The organism is Solimonas sp. K1W22B-7 (assembly GCF_003428335.1).
In the GTDB taxonomy this organism is placed as follows: Bacteria; Pseudomonadota; Gammaproteobacteria; order Nevskiales; family Nevskiaceae; genus Solimonas_A.
This window is the reverse complement of sequence record NZ_CP031704.1, coordinates 4,657,208-4,675,266: the sequence shown is the minus strand read 5'-3', so window position 1 is coordinate 4,675,266 and position 18,059 is coordinate 4,657,208. Positions and strand designations below refer to the sequence as shown.

The 18,059-nt window shown below is 66.7% G+C and carries 17 protein-coding genes; 7 read left to right on the top strand and 10 right to left on the bottom strand.

Going from position 1 to position 18,059, the window contains the following annotated elements:
• The first annotated feature begins 39 nt into the window (after positions 1-39).
• Complete coding sequence (gene yrfG / locus D0B54_RS21090; RefSeq protein ID WP_117293859.1) at positions 40-714, top strand: GMP/IMP nucleotidase; 675 nt, start codon at positions 40-42, stop codon at positions 712-714.
• Positions 715-840: 126 nt separating this feature from the next.
• Here yrfG and pbpG read toward each other — a convergent pair whose 3' ends face one another.
• Positions 841-2,007 carry a D-alanyl-D-alanine endopeptidase gene (gene pbpG, locus D0B54_RS21085; RefSeq protein ID WP_117293857.1) on the bottom strand — a complete coding sequence of 389 codons (1,167 nt, stop codon included), beginning with the start codon at positions 2,005-2,007 and terminating at the stop codon, positions 841-843.
• 100 nt (positions 2,008-2,107) lie between these two features.
• The gene (locus D0B54_RS21080; RefSeq protein WP_117293855.1) at positions 2,108-3,412 is read right to left on the bottom strand and encodes a DEAD/DEAH box helicase; all 1,305 of its coding nucleotides are present in this window, start codon (positions 3,410-3,412) and stop codon (positions 2,108-2,110) included.
• Between the two features lie 255 nt (positions 3,413-3,667).
• Between D0B54_RS21080 and trxA the strand changes: the two genes are divergently transcribed.
• The 4 genes from trxA to D0B54_RS21060 all read left to right on the top strand — a co-directional run bounded on the left by trxA (position 3,668) and on the right by D0B54_RS21060 (position 6,782).
• On the top strand, positions 3,668-4,003 hold the full coding sequence (gene trxA, locus D0B54_RS21075; RefSeq protein WP_117293853.1) for a thioredoxin TrxA: 336 nt from the start codon (positions 3,668-3,670) through the stop codon (positions 4,001-4,003).
• A gap of 313 nt (positions 4,004-4,316) precedes the next feature.
• The gene (gene rho, locus D0B54_RS21070; protein WP_441347444.1) at positions 4,317-5,552 is read left to right on the top strand and encodes a transcription termination factor Rho; all 1,236 of its coding nucleotides are present in this window, start codon (positions 4,317-4,319) and stop codon (positions 5,550-5,552) included.
• Positions 5,553-6,166: 614 nt separating this feature from the next.
• Positions 6,167-6,355 (top strand): type II toxin-antitoxin system prevent-host-death family antitoxin, encoded by a 189-nt coding sequence (locus D0B54_RS25245; RefSeq protein WP_117293851.1) that lies wholly within the window; start codon positions 6,167-6,169, stop codon positions 6,353-6,355.
• A 67-nt stretch (positions 6,356-6,422) separates the two neighbouring features.
• Positions 6,423-6,782, top strand: a complete 360-nt coding sequence (locus D0B54_RS21060) for a hypothetical protein (RefSeq protein ID WP_117293849.1) — start codon at positions 6,423-6,425, stop codon at positions 6,780-6,782.
• A gap of 89 nt (positions 6,783-6,871) precedes the next feature.
• Here the strand turns inward: D0B54_RS21060 and D0B54_RS21055 are convergent, their stop codons facing one another.
• The 8 genes from D0B54_RS21055 to D0B54_RS21020 all read right to left on the bottom strand — a co-directional run bounded on the left by D0B54_RS21055 (position 6,872) and on the right by D0B54_RS21020 (position 14,701).
• Positions 6,872-7,384: an ATP-dependent zinc protease family protein gene (locus tag D0B54_RS21055; RefSeq protein WP_117293847.1), complete on the bottom strand. Its 513-nt coding sequence runs from the start codon at positions 7,382-7,384 to the stop codon at positions 6,872-6,874.
• Positions 7,384-8,667 (bottom strand): phosphoribosylamine--glycine ligase, encoded by a 1,284-nt coding sequence (purD, locus tag D0B54_RS21050; RefSeq protein ID WP_117295422.1) that lies wholly within the window; start codon positions 8,665-8,667, stop codon positions 7,384-7,386. The genes D0B54_RS21055 and purD overlap by 1 nt, the downstream gene beginning before the upstream one ends.
• 90 nt (positions 8,668-8,757) lie before the next feature.
• Positions 8,758-9,378 carry a glycine zipper 2TM domain-containing protein gene (locus tag D0B54_RS21045; RefSeq protein ID WP_117293846.1) on the bottom strand — a complete coding sequence of 207 codons (621 nt, stop codon included), beginning with the start codon at positions 9,376-9,378 and terminating at the stop codon, positions 8,758-8,760.
• A 47-nt stretch (positions 9,379-9,425) separates the two neighbouring features.
• A complete protein-coding gene (locus tag D0B54_RS21040) occupies positions 9,426-10,103 on the bottom strand; it encodes a DUF6989 domain-containing protein (protein WP_117293844.1) in 678 nt (225 codons plus the stop codon).
• A gap of 80 nt (positions 10,104-10,183) precedes the next feature.
• Entirely contained in the window at positions 10,184-11,578 is a 1,395-nt protein-coding gene (locus D0B54_RS21035) for a serine/threonine-protein kinase (protein ID WP_240433480.1), read from the bottom strand.
• 146 nt (positions 11,579-11,724) lie between these two features.
• Positions 11,725-13,053 carry a serine/threonine-protein kinase gene (locus D0B54_RS21030; RefSeq protein WP_117293842.1) on the bottom strand — a complete coding sequence of 443 codons (1,329 nt, stop codon included), beginning with the start codon at positions 13,051-13,053 and terminating at the stop codon, positions 11,725-11,727.
• A gap of 75 nt (positions 13,054-13,128) precedes the next feature.
• Entirely contained in the window at positions 13,129-14,028 is a 900-nt protein-coding gene (locus D0B54_RS21025) for an alpha/beta fold hydrolase (protein WP_117293840.1), read from the bottom strand.
• Positions 14,029-14,113: 85 nt separating this feature from the next.
• Positions 14,114-14,701: a TetR family transcriptional regulator gene (locus D0B54_RS21020; RefSeq protein ID WP_162932602.1), complete on the bottom strand. Its 588-nt coding sequence runs from the start codon at positions 14,699-14,701 to the stop codon at positions 14,114-14,116.
• Positions 14,702-14,816: 115 nt separating this feature from the next.
• On the opposite strand from D0B54_RS21020, the gene D0B54_RS21015 reads away from it, so the two are divergent.
• Together D0B54_RS21015 and D0B54_RS21010 are read left to right on the top strand one after the other, a co-directional pair.
• Complete coding sequence (locus tag D0B54_RS21015) at positions 14,817-16,196, top strand: DUF1329 domain-containing protein (RefSeq protein ID WP_117293836.1); 1,380 nt, start codon at positions 14,817-14,819, stop codon at positions 16,194-16,196.
• A gap of 22 nt (positions 16,197-16,218) precedes the next feature.
• A complete protein-coding gene (locus D0B54_RS21010; RefSeq protein ID WP_117293834.1) occupies positions 16,219-17,973 on the top strand; it encodes a DUF1302 domain-containing protein in 1,755 nt (584 codons plus the stop codon).
• Positions 17,974-18,059: the final 86 nt, after the last annotated feature.

The window sequence follows — 18,059 nt, the reverse complement described above, 5'->3', positions numbered from 1 at the left end:
GAGGCCTCCGACGGATGAGGCCGCTATCATAAGCGCCTGATGAGCGAGAACCTCCTTCAAGTGGACTGGGACCGGGCCGAGTGGGTCATCCTGGACATGGACGGCACCATCCTGGACCTGTCTTACGACAACTACTTCTGGCGCGAGCTGGTGCCGGAGCGCTATGCGCAGGCACGTGGCCTGAGCCTGGAGCAGGCGCGCGAGGAGCTGCTGCCGCGCTTCGTCGAGGTGCAGCACACGCTGCCCTGGTACTGCACCGACTACTGGAGCGGCATCACCGGCCTGGACATGGCGGGCCTGAAGCGCGAGATCCGCGAGCGCATCCGGGCCCTGGAAGGCGCCGAGCGCTTCCTGCAGCACGTGCGTGATTCCGGTCGCCAGCTATGGCTGGCCACCAATGCCCACCGCGACAGCTGGACCCTGAAGATGGAGCAGACCGGCCTGGGGAGTTATTTCCACCAGATCGTGTCCTCGCATGACTATGGCTTTCCGAAAGAAGACGCGCAGTTCTGGCAGCGCTTCCAGGCCGACAAGCCCTTCGCGCCCGAGCGCGCGCTGTTCGTCGACGACAGCCTGCCGGTGCTGGCTTCTGCACGGCGCTTCGGCATCGGCCAGGTGGTGGGCCTGCGCCATCCGGACTCGTTGCAGCCGCGCCGGGCGGATTTCGACTGGGACCCGGCGGCGGACCGGATCGAGCAGCTGATTCCGCGCTGAGACGCGGACACGCGGCTAAAAGATCGCGGCTAAAGCCGCTCCCACGAAAAGCTGCCGGGCACCAAGCTTCACTGAAAACAAAAAGGCCCGCAGCGAGCGGGTCCTTTTGTGCTGCAGCCTTGCGGGCTACATCGTGCTTTTGGGCGGGTTCGCGGTCTGTACCAGGCCGCCGACGCCGGGGCTGGCGATCTGCTCGCGCGGCCGGGTTTCCAGCCAGTTGCGCACGCGCTGGGCGTCGGCGAAGCGGGTCAGTTTGCCGCTGGAATCGAGGAACACCATGACCACCGGGCGGTCCTGGATGCGCGCCTGCATCACCAGGCAGCGGCCGGCTTCGCTGATGTAGCCGGTCTTCTGCAGGCCGATCTGCCAGTCGTCGCCGCGGTAGCGCACCAGACGATTGCTGCTGACGAACTGCATGCTGCTCCGGCCCATCTCCACCGTGTGCTCGGCCTGCGTCGAGAAGCGGCGGATCGTCGGGTTGCCGTAGGCGGCGTTGACCATGCGCACCAGGTCGCTGGCGCTGGAGACGTTGGAGCTGGACAGGCCGGAGGAGTCGACGAAGCGCGAGTCGCGCATGCCCAGTTCGCGCGCCTTGCGGTTCATCGCCGAGACGAAGGCACTGATGCCGCCCGGGTAGTTGCGGCCCAGCGCCGAGGCGGCGCGGTTCTCGGAGGACATCAGCGCCAGCAGCATCAGGTCCTCGCGGCTCAGTTCCAGGCCCACGCGCAGGCGCGAGTGGCTGCCCTTCTCGAGGTCGATGTCCTGGCTGGTGATGGTCAGGATCTCGTCCATCGGCAGGCGCGCGTCCATCACCACCAGCGCGGTCATCAGCTTGGTGATCGAGGCGATCGGCAGCACCGCGTCGGGATTCTTGGAGAACAGCACCTCGTGGGTGCGCTGGTCCACCACCATCGCCACGCTGGAGCCCAGGTTCAGTTCGTCGCGGGTGTGGTGCAGGCCCAGGGCCTGGCCCAGCGACGGAATCGCCGGGGCCACCGCCACCACGCGGCGCACGGAGCGGCGCGTGGTCTTGCGCGAGACGCGCTTCTTGGCGCTGGCCTTGGACTTGGCCTTGCCCGTGGCCTTCTTGCCGACCGCGGACTTGCGCTTGGTCGTGGTCTTGGTGCTGGCCGCGCCTTCCTTCTTGGCGGCGCTGCTGCTCTTGGCGGCTTTTTCCTTGACCGGGGTGGCGGCCAGGGCGGGGTTTACACCGGCGCTGAGGCCTGCCAGGGCGAGAGCCAGCAGCAACTGGCGCCAGCCGGCGACCAATCCGCCTGTCCTGTTTTTCTTCATACCCGCCTCATCGCCTGCCGGCGCAACATTGTTCAGGTAGAGAAAATATATCAATGCCAAGAACTTGTGAAGGAGTTTTAATGCAAACCTGACGAGCGGGTCAGCGTCGCCGGCCGGGGCCGCCCCGGCCGCCCCCCGGGCGTCCGCCGCCGGAGCGCCCGCCGCCCGGACGACCGCTGCTCGAGCGGCCGGTGAAGGGCCGCCGCGGCTGGCGCGGCGGGGCGACGAAATCGGTGGCCAGCCAGTCGTGGGCCTCCTGCATCAGCGGGATCTTGGCGCCGATGTACTTCTCGATCGGCGGCAGGGAGTAGACCCAGGTCTCGCAGCAGAAGGAGATGGCGTCGCCGGTGGCGCCGGCGCGCGCGGTGCGGCCGATACGGTGGACGTAGTCCTCCGGGTCCTGCGGCAGGTCGAAGTTGATGACGTGCGACACGCCGGGGATGTGCAGGCCGCGGGCGGCCACGTCGGTGGCCACCAGGATCGGCAGGCGGCCTTCCTTGAAGTCGTCCAGCAGCTTGATGCGCTTGGTCTGGGCGACGTCGCCGGACAGGGTGGCGGCCTCGAAGCCGTTGAGCTTGAGGGCGGCCTCCACCTCCTCGGCGCCGCGCTTGGTATTGAGGAACACCAGGGTGCGGAAGGGGTCGTGGTGGCGCAGCAGGCCCACCAGCATGGCCAGTTTCTCGTCATTGGCGACGTGGATCAGGCCCTGGCGCACGCGGTCGGCGGTGACCTGCTCGGGCTCGATCTCGATCTTCTGCGGCGAATTCATGTGCTCGTAGGCCAGTTCCAGCACGCGCTGGGACAGGGTGGCCGAGAACAGGTAGTTGCGGCGCTGGTCGGCCGGCGGCAGCTTGCGCAGCATGTAGCGGATGTCGACGATGAAGCCCAGATCGAACATGCGATCGGCCTCGTCCAGCACCAGGGTCTCGATCTGGTCGAGCTTGTAGACGCCCTGCTTGAAGTAGTCGATCAGGCGACCGGGGGTGCCGATCAGGATGTCGATGCCGTTCTCGATCGCCGTGCGCTGGGTTTCGTAGCCGGCACCGCCGTAGCAGACCACCATGCGCAGGCCGGTCTCGGCGCCCAGCTGCTCGGCGTCCTTGAGGATCTGGATCGCCAGCTCGCGGGTGGGGGCCATCATCAGCGCGCGCGGCTGGCCGGGGTCGGCGCCTTCGCGGCGGGGGCGGGTCAGCAGCTGGTTCATCGTCGCCAGCAGGAAAGCGGCCGATTTGCCGGTGCCGGTCTGGGCCTGGCCGGCCAGATCGGCCCCCGCCAGGGCCAGGGGCAGGGTCTGCGCCTGAATCGGCGTACAGTGCGTATAACCCAGTTTGGCAAGCCCTGACTTGAGCTGCGGATGCAGGGGCAGGGACTCGAAAGTGACTTCGCTTAGGTGCTGGAGCTGCATGAATGGTATCTAATGTCGGGACCAGCGCTCTTGCAAGCGGCGGTCGGATGGGATGAAATAGAGCCATCACACAGGCTGCGCGGCGTCTTTTGGATCACCGGCCGCGACGAGAACAGCCCGCTATTTCCCCGTTTCAAAAATTAATCATAACGATCTGACTGTTTTTTTGCGCGTCTTGTGCGCACCTGCCGTACCCCCCATCTTTCCGGTATGCGGGGTTGTTCCCCCGCATTGGCCCACTAACCGAGGTATCCCATGAGCGAAAATATCTCCGCCGTCACCGACGCCACGTTCGAGCAGGACGTGCTCAAGTCGGACCTGCCCGTCCTGGTGGATTTCTGGGCGGAATGGTGCGGCCCCTGCCGGATGATTGCCCCGATCCTGGAGCAGGTCGCCCAGGAGAACGCCGGCAAGCTCAAGGTTGTGAAACTCAACGTGGATGAGAACCCGGGGACCCCCCCGAAGTTCGGCATCCGCGGCATCCCGACGCTGATCCTGTTCAAGAACGGCCAAGCCGCCGCGACCCAGGTCGGTGCCGTCCACAAGGCCCAGTTGGCCGCTTTTGTCACTCCTCACGTAAATGCCGCCTAACAATCCGCGCATGAAACGCCACCGCCGTCACGGCGGCGGCGGTGGAGGCCGCAACCCCCAGCAGGGCGGCCAAAACAACAACAACAATCTCGCTAACCAGGGATTCCCCGAAGACGACCACGATCTGCAGCCTGAAGATCCGGCGATCGTCAACGACGGCCCCATGGCGCCCGGGGGCGAAGCTTACGACGCCACCCGCCCGGCCCCGCAGATGTCGGATGACGACGAAAGCGGCAACGGCAACGGCAATGGCGGGAACAACCCGCAGTCGCAGCAGCCGCCCAAGGTCGTGCATGTTCCCGACCTGAAGAAGATGACGGCGGCGGCACTGCTCGAGCTTGCCGAGCAGCAGGGCCTGGAGAACATCGCCCGCGTCAAGAAGCAGGATCTGATCTTCACGATCCTGAAGGCCGCCGCGCGCCGTGGCGAGCACATCTACATCGAAGGTGTGCTCGAGATCATGCCGGACGGCTACGGCTTCCTGCGTGGCCCCGACGCCTCGTACCTGGCCGGCCCGGACGACGTCTACATCTCGCCCAGCCAGATCCGCCGCTTCGCGATGCGCACCGGCGACACCATCGCCGGCCGTATCCGCACGCCCAAGGACAACGAGCGCTACTTCGCGCTGCTGAAGGTCGACTCGATCAACTTCGAGCCCTTCGAAGTCAGCCGCAAGAAGGTTTCCTTCGAGAACCTGACGCCGCTGTTCGCGGACGAGCAGTTCAAGATGGAGCGCGGCAACGGCACCACCGAAGACATCACCGCCCGCATCATCGACCTGGTCGCGCCCTTCGGCAAGGGCCAGCGCGGTCTGATCGTCTCGCCGCCCAAGGCCGGCAAGACCATCATGATGCAGAACATCGCGCAGTCGATCGCGGCCAACTACCCGGATGTGTATCTCATCATCCTGCTGGTGGACGAGCGTCCGGAAGAAGTCACCGACATGCAGCGCACCGTGCGCGCCGAGGTGATCTCCTCCACCTTCGACGAGCCCGCCACGCGCCACGTGCAGGTCGCCGAGATGGTGATCGAGAAGGCCAAGCGCCTGGTCGAGCACAAGCGCGACGTCGTGATCCTGCTGGACTCCATCACCCGCCTGGCCCGCGCCTACAACACCGTGGCGCCCAGCTCCGGCAAGGTGCTCACCGGCGGTGTCGATGCCAACGCCCTGCAGAAGCCCAAGCGCTTCTTCGGCGCCGCGCGCAACATCGAGGAAGGCGGCTCGCTGACGATCATCGCCACGGCGCTGGTCGATACCGGCTCCAAGATGGACGAAGTGATCTACGAAGAGTTCAAGGGCACCGGCAACATGGAGCTCCACCTGGAGCGCCGCATCGCCGAGAAGCGCGTGTTCCCGGCGATCAACATCAACCGTTCCGGCACCCGCAAGGAAGAGCTGATGATGGATCCGGGCGACCTGAACAAGGTCTGGATCCTGCGCAAGGTGCTGCACGACATGGACGAGCTGGGCGCCATGGAAATGCTGATCGACCGCATGAAGCACACCAAGACGAACCAGGCGTTTTTTGATTCGATGAAGCGTAACTAGTCGAACCAGCCTGTGCTACAAATGAGAAGGCCGCGAGAGATCGCGGCCTTTTCTTTTTTGAGTGCGTGCGACCGAACCGTTCATCCCGAGTGCCGCGTAGCGGTGTATCGAGGGACGTACCGCGCCCTTTCAATCGCCTGTCCTTTCCCCTGTGCGTAGGAGCGAGCTTGCTCGCGACCTGGTCGTTGGGTCTCCAGGACTTTGCAGCAGGGACGCCGGCGACTACGCCGGTCAGGAGCGATGGCTCTCTGTAGGTTTATTTCGCCCAAGGGCGAGTCACTTTTCTTTGTTATACGACAAAGAAAAGTAACCAAGAGAAAACGTACCCTTGTATTGGCGCCCCGCTTACGCGGGGTTCCCCGCCCAGTGGTCGGTCGCTGAGGGGTCGGACACACAGGCCATCCATGGCCTGTGTGTCCTCGGCCGGACATCCTGTCCGGCTCGACCCCTGCGCCCGACCCCTGTGCGGGCGCCGCTACGAGGGAGCCCGGAACATCAAAAGCATTCGCTGCGCTCACCAAGCCATTGGGAGGCGCCAGCCCGGTAGGATGTGGTGAGCTTGCGAACCGCATCAATCGCGCCCGCGAGGTGCCTTCGAGTCCACGGAGCAACACATGCGCAGCAAACGTCCTATCACCTTGAAGCCTCAGGACACGGCGCTTCTGGAGCAAGGGAGGGAGCCCATCCTGATCGGCCGAGATGGTCTGCTTGAGGGCATCGCTCGCGGTGAGCGGGCGATTGAAGAGGGCCGGACTGCTACTCATGCATGGGCCAGGCAGCGCATGGCGCGATGGCTCAAATAGTCTGGACTCGATCCGTGCGGGGCGAATACGATGAAGTCCAGTCTGTATAGGTCGGTTGCGTAAAGCCATGCCTGACTTCAGCAAATCCGAGCGGCGCTTGCTTCGTGATCTGGCGGCAGACGTGTATGAGGCCGAGGCACATCTGCTTCTTGAAGCGCTCGATGCGTCATTCGCCGAATGGCGTGAAGACAGGATCCTGAGTTCGGAATTGATCGGTCGGATTCACGAGTTCCATCAGGACGACTCGCGCCCTCTCTGGTCCATGTACCGGGGATTGAAGGAGCACGACATTGTCGCGCGCGGGATCGCGCGGGATTTGTTGAGGGCCGATAAGGTCAGGCCAGAACTCTTGGAGAAATTGCGCCCATTGATCGCCGACTATGTGCGGGGCTGGGGCGGCGACTCCAATGAGAGCTCCATGGCCTGAATGCGTTCACCCTTCGACAGGCTCAGGGCGAACGGTTGGGTTAACAAGTTGACCCTTACCCCTCTCCAAGGGGAGAGGGACGAGACAACCTACTGCCGCGCACACCCCGGCTCCACCGTGAACTTCAACTCCGTATCCACCGGTCCCAGCTGCGCCAGCACATCGCGGCCCAGCAGCGCCGGTGTGCTGAAGTCGCTGCGGTCCACCAGGTTGAAGTCGGCGGGCATGAAGGTCTGGCCGATGCAGAGGTCCAGGCGCACCACCCAGCGCTCCTGCGCGGGCTCGCCGTTCTTCTGCTTGATGCGCACGCGGCGCACCACGGGCTGTTCCAGCGGGTGGCCGTCGACGGTGAAGCGCAGCCAGTTCTGGCCTTCGCGCTCGAACAGCTCGATGCCGGTGGCGTGCAGCGAGGACGAGCTGGCGCCGGTGTCGAGCTTGGCTTCCACCTCGAAGTAGCGCGTCAGCGTTTCGATGCGCACGCGCTCCATCCAGCCGTAGGTCTGGGCCGGGACCTCATCCGCCACCTGCCAAGGATCGCGCTCCTGCGCGACGGCGCCCAGCGGCAGCAGGGCCGCGAGCAACAGCCCCGCGGCGGCGCGCATCAGTGCGATTCGCGCGCGATGGCGCGGTAGCCGATGTCGTTGCGGAACTGCGCGCCGCTCCAGCCGATCTTGCGCACGGCGGCGTAGGCCAGAGCCTGGGCTTCGCCCACGGTGTCGCCGCGGGCGACGACGCAGAGCACGCGGCCGCCGCTGGTGACGACCTGGCCGTCCTTCTGGGTGGTGCCGGCGTGGAACACCTTGGCGGCGCCCATGGGGGCATCGAGGCCGACGATGGCGTCGCCCTTGGCGATGGGGCCGGGGTAGCCGGCGGCGGCCATCACCACGCCCAGCGCGGGCTGCGGGCTCCAGCGGGGCTGCGCGGCTTCCAGGTTGCCGTCGACAGCGGCTTCCAGCAGGTCCAGCAGGTCGGAGTCCAGGCGGATCAGGATCGGCTGGGTCTCGGGGTCGCCCATGCGCACGTTGAACTCCAGCACGCGCGGGGCGCCCTGGCCGTTGATCATCAGGCCGGCGTAGAGGAAGCCGGTGAAGGGCGCGCCTTCGGCGGCCATGCCGCGCAGGGTCGGCTCGATCACTTCGCGGCAGGCGCGGGCATGCACCTCGCCGGTGACCACCGGGGCGGGCGAGTAGGCGCCCATGCCGCCGGTGTTGGGGCCGGTGTCGCCGTCGCCGATGCACTTGTGGTCCTGGCTGGTGGCCATGGCCACGTAGCTCGTGCCGCTGGCCACGACGATGAAGCTGGCCTCCTCGCCGTCGAGGAAGTCTTCCACCACGATGCGCGCGCCGGCCTGGCCCAGCAGCTCGCCGCCAAGCATGTCGCGGGCGGCGGTCTGCGCCTCTGCCACGGTGGTGGCCACGACCACGCCCTTGCCGGCGGCCAGGCCGTCGGCCTTGACCACGATCGGTGCGCCGCGCTGGGCGATGTAGGCTACGGCCGGTTCGATCTCGGTGAAGACGCGGTACTGCGCCGTGGGAATGGCGTGGCGCTCGAGGAAGTCCTTGGTGAAGGCCTTGGAGGCCTCCAGCTGCGCGGCGGCCCGGGAGGGCCCGAAGATGCGCAGGCCGGCGGCCTGGAAGGCGTCGACCACGCCCAGCGACAGCGGCGCCTCGGGGCCGACCACGGTGAAGCCGACGCCCTCGGCCTGGGCCAGGGCCAGCAGGGCCGGGATGTCGTCCACCGCGACGGCGGCGTTGCGGCAACCCGCCTCGGTCGCGGTGCCGGCGTTGCCGGGGGCGACGATCACCTCGCTCACGCGCGGCGATTGCGCCAGCTTCCAGGCCAGCGCGTGCTCGCGCCCGCCGGAACCGATCACCAGAATCTTCATCGCCTGCGTCATGAGCCCATCATCCTTGCGTCGGAAACAAAAAAGGCCAGGCCTTGCGGCCTGGCCCCCTTATTTTACCTGCCTTGCGGCTTAGCGCGGGATCAGGTTGTTGCCGTCCACGCGGACCTTGGAGCCCGGGTTCAGGCCTGCAGGGTCGGCGACGGTGACGGTGCGCGAGCTGCCGTCTTCCATGGCGACGCCGATCTGGTAGACCGTGGTGGAACGGGCGCGCTTCTCGATCTCGCGACCGGCCATGGCGCCGAGCACCGCGCCGGCGACCGTGGCGACGTCCTTGCCGCGGCCCTTGCCGAACTGGTGACCGGCCACGCCGCCGGCGGCTGCGCCGCCGAGGGTGCCGATCGCGCCGGCCTCGCCCTTCTCGGTCACCGGGGTGACCGAGGTGACCGTGCCGCAGTCATAGCAGACCTGGGGCGGGGGCGGAGTCGAGGGCTCCACCGGCTTGGGCTTCGGCTTGGGTTTCGGCTTCGGCTTGGGGGCCGGAGCCGGCGCGGGAGCCGGCGCAGGCTCGGGCTCGGCGACCGGAGCGGGCGCTACCGGGGCCACCGGCTCGGCCGGCACCTCGGTGGTGGGCACGGTGGACGGCGGTGCCGGGGTCTGCGCCGGGTCCGCAGGCTTGTTGCAGCCGGCGGCCAGCACGGTGGCGGCCACCAGCAGCGCGCTGCAGAAGTGGGTGAGGCGGGGTTTGTTCATCGCTGATTCTCCATTTTGTCTTGCCAGCCTTTTCGGGGCGGTCTGGTCTAAAGGATACCGAGCAAAGCTGAACGGTAGATGTACTCGATGGCCAGCAGCGCCAGGAAGCAGGCGCCGGTGTAGAACACGTTGACGCCCAGCGCAGCGAACACCCGTCCGAGGATAGGCCCACGGCCGAAATGGCGATAGGCCCACAGCGCGGTCAGCGCCAGCAGCATCTCGGGGATCAGCGGATACAAGGCCATGCCGTCGATGGCGAGCACGTCGCGGTTGTACCAGATCTGCAGCGGCCGGGCGGCCCATTCCCAGAACGCGAACAGCGCCAGCGACAGGGCGCCCGTGACCAGGTAAGGGCTGCGGCTGGAATGGCCGATCAGCAGCACCGGGAACAGCAGCATCATCCACAGGCCGAGGAAATAGATCGGCACGTCGCCGCCGATGCGCGGCTGGCCCAGGTCGGGGAACACCAGCACGCCGGCCACGCGCACCAGGGCCCAGTCGGGCAGCACCTGGCCGGCGGCCAGGGGCAGCAGGAACAGCCACAGGAACAGCCACTCGTGGTGGCGGCGGACCAGGCTCACCAGCGGCAGGGCGGCGTGGTAGCCCAGGGTCAGCCAGAGCAGGTTCTGGCCGCGGGCATTGCCCTCGGTCATCGCCACCAGCGGCAGGGCGGCGGCCAGGAACAGGACGTGGAACCAGAGGGCGTCGCGTACGGAAGGATTCATGCCGCGTTCTCAATCCTTTGAGCCGGTGCGGACCGATTTGTTTTTATTTATTTACAAAAATAAAATAATGCAACTAAAAATCACGACTGCGAATTGTTCATCGCCGAAATGCGCGCGCTGGCCATCGACAGGCGGTAGATCAGGGTCTCGGTGAAGACCTTGTAGAAGCGCAGCTGGCAGCGCTCGGAGATGCGGCCGACGGCGCTGGCGTTGAGCTTCAGCGCCAGCACCTGGTTGAGCGCGACGACGCTGCCGGAGCGCTTGGCGCCGGAGACGAAGCCGATCTCGCCCATGCAGTCGCCTTTCTCCAGGCGGTAGATGGCGCGGCCGCCCTTCTGCACCTCGGCGGTGCCCAGGGCGATGATGAAGAAGGCCGCGTCGACGCCGCTCTCGGTGATCAGCGCCTCGCCCGGCTGGTAGGTGGCCATCGAGCTGACGTTGAGGATCTCGTTGATGTCCTCGTCGGAGAAGCCGTCGAAGAAATGCAGGCGGCGCAGCGAGTCGCGCGATTCGCGGCGGCCCACGGTGTGGCCGGCCAGCTTGAGCAGGTCGTAGAGGCGCGCCAAGGCACCGGCGAGGTCGCCGCCCGTCCGGTAACGCTCGTCCGGGTTCTTCAGCAGCAGGCGCGACACCAGGTTGGAGACTTCCGCCGGCACGTCGGGGCGCAGGTCGCGCACGCGCGGCGCCGGCTCCACGTTGATCGCGTGCAGCAGTTCCTTCATGTCCTTCATCGGGAACGGCGGCCGCCCGGTGAGCAGTTGGAACATCACCGCGCCGAGCGAGTAGAGGTCGCTGGTGCCGTCGAGCTGTTCGTTGCGCGACTGCTCCGGCGACATGTACAGCGGCGAGCCGAGCAGGCCGGTGCCGCCGCCGGCGTGCTTGGTGCTGCTGGCCTCGTGGCCGATCTCGGCGATCGAGAAGTCCATCAGCTTGGGCACGCCATCGCGCGTCAGCATGATGTTGCTGGGCTTGATGTCGCGGTGGAGGATGCCCTTGGAATGGGCATAGTCCAGCGCCTTGGCGCACTTGAAGACGATGTCGATGACCTGGTCCAGCGGCAGGCGCAGTCCACCGGGGCGGCACATCGGCTGCAGCGTCTCGCCGTCGATGTACTCCATCACCAGGTAGCTGAGTTCGCCTTCGACGCCGGCGTCGTAGAGCGAGACGATGTGCTTGTGCGACAGCATGCCGGCGGCGCGGGCCTCGGCGAAGAAGGTGCGCTCGTGGTCGACGTCGGAGCGGAATTCCTGGTCCTGCATCGCCACCTTGATGGCGACGTCGCGCTGCACGAAGGGGTCGAAGGCCTTGTAGACCACGCCACAGGCACCGCGGCCGAGTTCGCCACGGATTTCATACTTGGCGATCTGCTGCGGCGGCGAGTCAGGCAGATCGGCAGGTCGGCGGATGGCGCTGACCTCCGTATCTCCCACACGCCGGCGCGACTTCGTCACCGGGTTGCTTTTCTCTAACTGCACGTGATCCCCACGGCCGCGTGAAACCCAGCGGCGTCTATGTATTTCGCAGGATACCTGACGTGACGCTCAGCTTGCCAAGAGGGTTTTCCCGCGACCTGCACGATTTTGGTGCAAGTTGATGATTTTCAAGGGATAGGAGGATTGACTCAAGCCGTCAGGGCCGACAGGCGCGCGCTGGTAACCGACAGGCGATAGATCAGGGTCTGTGTGAAAACCTTGTAAAATCTGAGCTGGCAGTCGCGGGACACCCGTTCCATCAGGGTGGCGTTGATCTTCAGCGCCAGCACCTTGTTCAGTGCCACCACCGTGGCGGTGCGCTTGGTGGCCGACAGAAAGCCGATCTCGCCGACGCACTCGCCCTTCTCCAGGCGGTAGATCGCCTTGCCGCCCTTGCGCACCTCGGCGCTGCCCAGCGCCAGGATGTAGAAGGAGTCGTCGATGTCGCCCTCGGCGATGATCGTCTCGCCGGCCTGGTAGGTGGCCATGCTGCTGGCGTTGAGTATCTCGTCGATCTCCTCGTCGGAGAAGCCGTCGAAGAAATGCAGGCGGCGCAGCGAGTCGCGCGATTCGCGGCGGCTGATCACCAGGCCCTGCTGGCGCAGCTGGTCGAACAGGCGCGTCAGCGTCACGGCCAGCTCGCCGCCGCTCTGGTAGCGCTCGCCCGGCGTCTTGAGCAGCAGGCGCGACACCACTTCCGACACCGCCTCCGGCACGTCCGGCCGCAGTTCGCGCACGCGCGGCGCCGGCTGGGTCTTGATGGCGGTGAAGAGCTTGGGGATTTCCTGGATCGGGAACGGCGGCAGGCCGGTCAGCAGCTGGTACATCACCGCGCCCAGCGCGTAGAGGTCGGTGGTGGGGCCCAGCGTCTCGCGGCGGATCTGTTCCGGCGCCATGTACAGCGGCGAGCCCATCACGCCCTGCTCGGGGTCGCGCGCTTCGCCGGCGTTGATCTCGGCGATGGAGAAGTCCATCACCTTGGGTACGCCGTCGCGCGTCAGCATGATGTTGCTGGGCTTGATGTCGCGGTGGAGCACGCCCTTGCTGTGGGCATAGTCCAGCGCCTTGGCGCACTTGAAGATGATGTCGATCACCTGGTCCAGCGGCGCGCGCGCGCCCTTGGAGCGGCACAGCGGCTGCAGCGTCTCGCCGTCGATGTATTCCATCACCAGGTAGCTGAGCTCGCCCTCGACGCCGGCGTCGTGCAGCGAGACGATGTGCGGGTGTGCCAGCATGCCGGCGGCACGGGCCTCGGCGAAAAAGGCGCGCTCGTGGGTCGTGGTGTCGGCCTTGAAGTCGGCGTCGTGCAGGGCCACCTTGATGGCGACGTCGCGCTGCACGAAGGGGTCGAAGCCCTTGTAGACCACGCCGCAGGCGCCACGGCCGATTTCGCCGCGGACTTCGTACTTGCCGATCTGTTCCGGTATTCCTTCCGGAAGGCGGCCCTGCTGGCCCTCGGTTACATGGGTGTCGCTCATCGTCCTGATGCGTCCCGTGAACCGCTATGCATGATCCCCAAACCCTCATCCCCCATCCGCAAGGAGCGGATGGCCTCAGGATAGCGGTCGGCCCTGCTTTTCTCCAGACAGGCGGTCATGAAACTCGTGGAAGGCGCGCAGGACCCGGTCCGGCGCCTCCACCTGGGGGTAGTGGCCGACGCCGGTGATGCTGACGGTGTCCGGGTCCGGCACCAGCTCGCGGTAGCGCTGCAGCAGGTGCGCGCCTGAAACCGGGTCCTCGGGGCCGTTGATCAGGCGCAGCGGCACCGGCGAGCGCTGCAGGGCGGCCACCCAGCGCGCACGGTTCATGCGCCGCTCGCGGATGTAGCGGATCAGCCGGTGGGAGATGTGATGGCCGTCCTGGTGGGCGATCAGCTGCCAGAAATCGTGCAGCTCGATCAGTCCGGGGCGGGTGTCGGGGCCGAACACCCGGCTGAAGCTCTGGCCGAAGCGCTTTTCGTTCATCAGCCGCGACAGCACCGGCCCCAGCGGGCCGTTGAGCCAGCGCTGCTGCCACAGCGCGCGGTGCGTTTCCGGGAACAGGCCGCCGTTGAGGAATACCACCGACAGGATTTGCGCGCGCCGCCGCGGCTGGCTCAGTTCGCGCGCCAGCAGCTCCTGCGCCACGCTGACGCCATAGTCGTGGGCCAGCACGTGGACGCGCTCGATGCCGCGCTCGGCCAGCAGGGCGTCGCAGAGATCGGCCTGTTCGACCAGGGAATAGTCGTGGCCGCGCGGCTTGGCCGACCAGCCGAAGCCCAGCAGGTCCGGTGCCACCACGTGGTCGAAGCGATGGCGCAGCGAGAGCCACAGGGGCTCCCAGTCCCAGGATGCGGTGGGAAAGCCATGGATGCACAGCAGCCCGGTCCGCCCGCGGCCGTCGCCGCGGTAGAAGATGGAGTGGTCGCGGAACCTGAAGTACGAGCCAGCCTCTTTCCAGTGGCGGAGGGTCATGCGGGGCAGTGCGGCCAGGGAAGGATCATGGCCCTAGTGTGGCGAGGACGCCGGCCGGCGACAATGCCGTGCGCGCCGACCCGCCTCAATCGGCGCCGAAACCTTCCTTCAGCTGCCGTATCACCTGCCGCATCATCTTCTGCAGGTCCATGCGGCCGCCGCCCTGTGCCCAGATGTCCGCCATGCTGCGGATGGCGGCCAGCGTCGCTGAAACCAGGATGCGCGGGCGCAGGTCGTCCTTGCGCAGGCGGCCGAAGCGGGGCAGCAGTGCTTCGGCCAGCACCTCCTCGTGCACCGTGGCCTGGTGCTGCAGCGCGATGGCCTGCAGGGTCTTGGACGATTGCAGGAGGAGGAATTGCCGCAACACCGCGGCCTGCTCCTGGTGGTGCAGCGCCACCATGCGATCAAACATCCAGCCCAGGGTGTCCACCGGGCCCAGCGCTGCCGGCGCCTCATGCACCAGCGCCACCATCGCGCGCAGCCGCTGTTCGTAGAAGCCGACCACGATCGCGGCGTTCAGCGACTCGAAATAGCGGAAGAAGGTGGCGCGGCCGACCCCGGCGCGGGCGGCGATCTCGTCCACGGTAAAGCCATCGAGCCCGCGTTCGCCGACCAGTTCCACCGTGACGGCGACCAGCCGCTCGCGCAGTTCGTTTTTTTTGCGCTGCCGCAAAGAAGTCTCATCAGTTTGGAGCATGATTAATTGCGAGACTCGGTATCAAATAATACTGCAGATCAGATTAACCGAAAGCGCGGCACAGCGCTCGGCCCCTCATGAGGAGAACCCGATGAACCGCAGCAATCTTATCCGTCTTGCCGCCCTGACCCTGGCGCTGACCTTGCCGGTGGCAGTCTCCGCCAAGGTGCCCGCGGAAGAGGCGGCAAAGCTCGATGGCGACACGCTCACCTGCGCCGGCGCGATCCGCGCCGGCAGCGACAGCGGGGTGGCCGCCTATACCGGCCAGTGGCTCGACGGCTGGCCCGGCATGGCGGCGGCGGAGAAGTCCGGCTATACCCCCGGCCCCTATGCCGCCGAGAAGCCGCTGTTCACGATCACCGCGGACAACATGGCGCAGTACGCCGGGCGGCTGACGCCGGGCCAGCAGAAGCTGCTGCAGAAGTACCCGCAGGGTTTCCGCATGCCGGTGTATCCCAGTCACCGCGACTTCCGCATGCCCGACTGGGCCTGCGAGGTGACCAGGAAGAACGCGCTGAGCGCGCAGGTGAAGCCCAACGGCAAGGGCCTGGAAGGCCTCAACGCCGGCATCGCCTTTCCCTTTCCGGCCAATGGCCTGGAGGCGGTCTGGAACGTCGCCACCGCGCGCCGGCCGGCTTCGGAGAGAGTGGTCAACGACATCGCCGTGGTCTATCCCAACGGCGACATCAGCATGGCGCAGCAGTACTACATGTCGCTGAACCAGTCGCGCGGACCCGACAACATCCGGCCGTTCAGCGACAAGATACAGACCTATTTCCTGAGCGAGTTCAACTCGCCGCCGCGCGACAAGGGCTTCATCTCCACCGGCTGGCAGCCCAACGACTTCACCGACGACGCCACCTCCGCCTGGCAGTACCTGCCCGGCACGCGCCGCGTGCGCCAGGCGCCCAACATCTGCTGCGACTACCCGGTGCCGCCGACGGGCATGCACACGGTGGACGACAACTACATCTTCAACGGGTCTCCCGAGCGCTACGACTGGAAGCTGGTGGGCCGGCAGGAGTTCTACATGCCGGCGCACATGTTCCGCATCAACGACCAGAAGCTCTCCTACGACGAGCTGCTGGGCGCGCAAAGCATCAATCCCGAACTGCTGCGCTTCGAACTGCATCGCGTCTGGGTGATCGAGGGCCATCTCAAGCCCGGCATGCGCCACGTCTACAAGAAGCGCGTGATCTACGCCGACGAGGACACCTGGCTGCCGGCCTGGGGCGACAACTACGACGGCCGCGGCGAGCTGTGGCGGATCAAGTACATCGCCTACCGCTACGCGCCGGACGCGCAGGCCTACCACCGCACCGTCGCGGTCTACCACGACCTGAAGAACCGGGCCTACGAGGCCACCTACCTGGTCAACCAGGTCGGCAAGGACAACTGGTGGAGGGTCAACGATCCCTCGCTCCGGCCCGAGATGTTCGGCCCCAAGGCCGCGCAGTCGCGCGGCCGCTGAAACACACCACAGGGAGAACGACATGAAAGCAAGTCATCTGCGGGGTGTCATCGGGCTGCCGCTCGCGCTCTGCGCCGCCACCGGCAATGCCCGTGCCGGCACGCTGGACCTGGGCGCCGACTGGGCGGCGGAGTACCGCGCCACGCTCAACTATGGCGTGGCGATGCGCACCGGCCGCGCCGACGATCGCATCGTCAACGGTCCCGTCAACGCTTCCGGCGTGCCGACCACCATCAACGGCGACGACGGCGACCGCAACTTCGACCGCGACAGCCTGATCTACAACCGCGCGACGCTGTTCGGCGAGGTCGGCCTCACGCACAACAATTACGGCGCCCTGTTCAGCGGCAGCGCCTTTTACGACCTGGCCTACCTGGGAGACAACGACAACGACTCGCCCGGCACCGTCAACAAGACCGGGCCGAACGACGAGTTCACCCGCGAGACCGAGCGCTACGACGGCCGCCGCGCGCGCCTGCTCGATGCCTACGCCTACGGCCGCTGGAACCTCCCCGGGGGCATGAACCTGGACCTGCGCGCCGGTCGCCAGGTGGTGTCCTGGGGGCAGAGCCTGTTCTTCCTCGGCATCGCTTCGGCGCAGGGCCCGGCCGACGGCACCAAGTCCAATTCGCCGGGCGTGGAGACCAAGGACCTGCTGCTGCCCAGCTCGCAGGTTTCCTTCCAGCTGGGCATGACGCAGCAGGCGACCCTGCGCGGCTACTACAAGCTGGAATTCGCCGAGACCGAGGTGACGCCCCAGGGCGACTACTTCGCCACCTCGGACATCATCGGCCCCGGCGCCCGCTTCCTCTACGGCGGCAGGAACCCGCTGTTCCCGCTGTTCGGCAGGCTGATTCCCGGCACGCCGGAGCAGCTGATCGTCACGCGCGGGCCGGACATCAAGCCCGGCAGCGACGGCCAGTGGGGCCTGGCGCTGAACTACCAGGTCACCGAGGTGACGGAGATCGGCGCCTACTACCTGCGCTACCACGAGAACATCCCCACGGTGAGGCTCAACGTCGGCGCGCTGACGCTGGTGCCGCCCGTGGTGAACCCGTCGCCGCAGCTGATCGCCGCGGCGACGCCGATCTTCGCCGCGCTGGGCATTCCCGCCGCCGCGGTGCCCGGCGTGCTGACGCAGGGCATCACCACCGCGACACTGGGGCGGCCGGCGCCGGTCACCTACCAGGCCGAGTACTTCGACGACGTCGGACTCTATGGCGCCGACCTCTCCACCACGATCGGCGACGTGCAGGTGTCCGCGGAATACAGCTACCGCGACGGCGCCTCCACCATGGTCAACGCCAGCGTCCCCACGTTCACGCGCGCCGACATGAGCCAGGTGCTGGTCTCGGGCCTCTACATCATCAATCCGACGGCATTCTGGGACGCGCTCACGCTGACCGGCGAGGCCGGCTATGTCCGCGTGCACGACGTCGAGCCGGTGGCGGGCAGCACCGACCTGGCCAGGAGCCGCGAGGCCTACGGCTACTCCACGCTGGCGTCCGCCGACTACCGCGACGTGTTGCCGGCGGTGGACCTGACCCTCAAGGCCAGCTTCTCGCACATGCTCAGGGGCAACTCGCCGATGGCAGGCGCTTTCGGCAGCCTGACCGGCGAGCACGACCGGCGCGCCGGCCTGGGTGTCACCGCCACCTACCTGCAGCGCTACCAGCTCGGGCTCAACTACGCCTGGTTCCTCGGCACGCCGGATCCCGTCGAGCGGCCGTTGGCCGATCGCGACTACGTTTCGCTGGCGATCAAGCTGGGGTTCTGATTCCGGCGGACGGAAGGATCGCGTGTCCCGGAATCCTCCTTCCGGGAATTCATGGAGCCTGCTCCCGCAGGCTCTTTTTTTGCTCC

What these genes read in the sequence shown, in the direction of transcription:
- yrfG (WP_117293859.1), top strand. Translation starts at nt 40, where the DNA reads ATGAGCGAGAACCTCCTTCAAGTGGACTGGGACCGGGCCGAGTGGGTC.
- pbpG (WP_117293857.1), bottom strand. Translation starts at nt 2,007, where the DNA reads ATGAAGAAAAACAGGACAGGCGGATTGGTCGCCGGCTGGCGCCAGTTG.
- D0B54_RS21080 (WP_117293855.1), bottom strand. Translation starts at nt 3,412, where the DNA reads ATGCAGCTCCAGCACCTAAGCGAAGTCACTTTCGAGTCCCTGCCCCTG.
- trxA (WP_117293853.1), top strand. Translation starts at nt 3,668, where the DNA reads ATGAGCGAAAATATCTCCGCCGTCACCGACGCCACGTTCGAGCAGGAC.
- rho (WP_441347444.1), top strand. Translation starts at nt 4,317, where the DNA reads ATGACGGCGGCGGCACTGCTCGAGCTTGCCGAGCAGCAGGGCCTGGAG.
- D0B54_RS25245 (WP_117293851.1), top strand. Translation starts at nt 6,167, where the DNA reads ATGCGCAGCAAACGTCCTATCACCTTGAAGCCTCAGGACACGGCGCTT.
- D0B54_RS21060 (WP_117293849.1), top strand. Translation starts at nt 6,423, where the DNA reads ATGCCTGACTTCAGCAAATCCGAGCGGCGCTTGCTTCGTGATCTGGCG.
- D0B54_RS21055 (WP_117293847.1), bottom strand. Translation starts at nt 7,384, where the DNA reads ATGCGCGCCGCCGCGGGGCTGTTGCTCGCGGCCCTGCTGCCGCTGGGC.
- purD (WP_117295422.1), bottom strand. Translation starts at nt 8,667, where the DNA reads ATGAAGATTCTGGTGATCGGTTCCGGCGGGCGCGAGCACGCGCTGGCC.
- D0B54_RS21045 (WP_117293846.1), bottom strand. Translation starts at nt 9,378, where the DNA reads ATGAACAAACCCCGCCTCACCCACTTCTGCAGCGCGCTGCTGGTGGCC.
- D0B54_RS21040 (WP_117293844.1), bottom strand. Translation starts at nt 10,103, where the DNA reads ATGAATCCTTCCGTACGCGACGCCCTCTGGTTCCACGTCCTGTTCCTG.
- D0B54_RS21030 (WP_117293842.1), bottom strand. Translation starts at nt 13,053, where the DNA reads ATGAGCGACACCCATGTAACCGAGGGCCAGCAGGGCCGCCTTCCGGAA.
- D0B54_RS21025 (WP_117293840.1), bottom strand. Translation starts at nt 14,028, where the DNA reads ATGACCCTCCGCCACTGGAAAGAGGCTGGCTCGTACTTCAGGTTCCGC.
- D0B54_RS21015 (WP_117293836.1), top strand. Translation starts at nt 14,817, where the DNA reads ATGAACCGCAGCAATCTTATCCGTCTTGCCGCCCTGACCCTGGCGCTG.
- D0B54_RS21010 (WP_117293834.1), top strand. Translation starts at nt 16,219, where the DNA reads ATGAAAGCAAGTCATCTGCGGGGTGTCATCGGGCTGCCGCTCGCGCTC.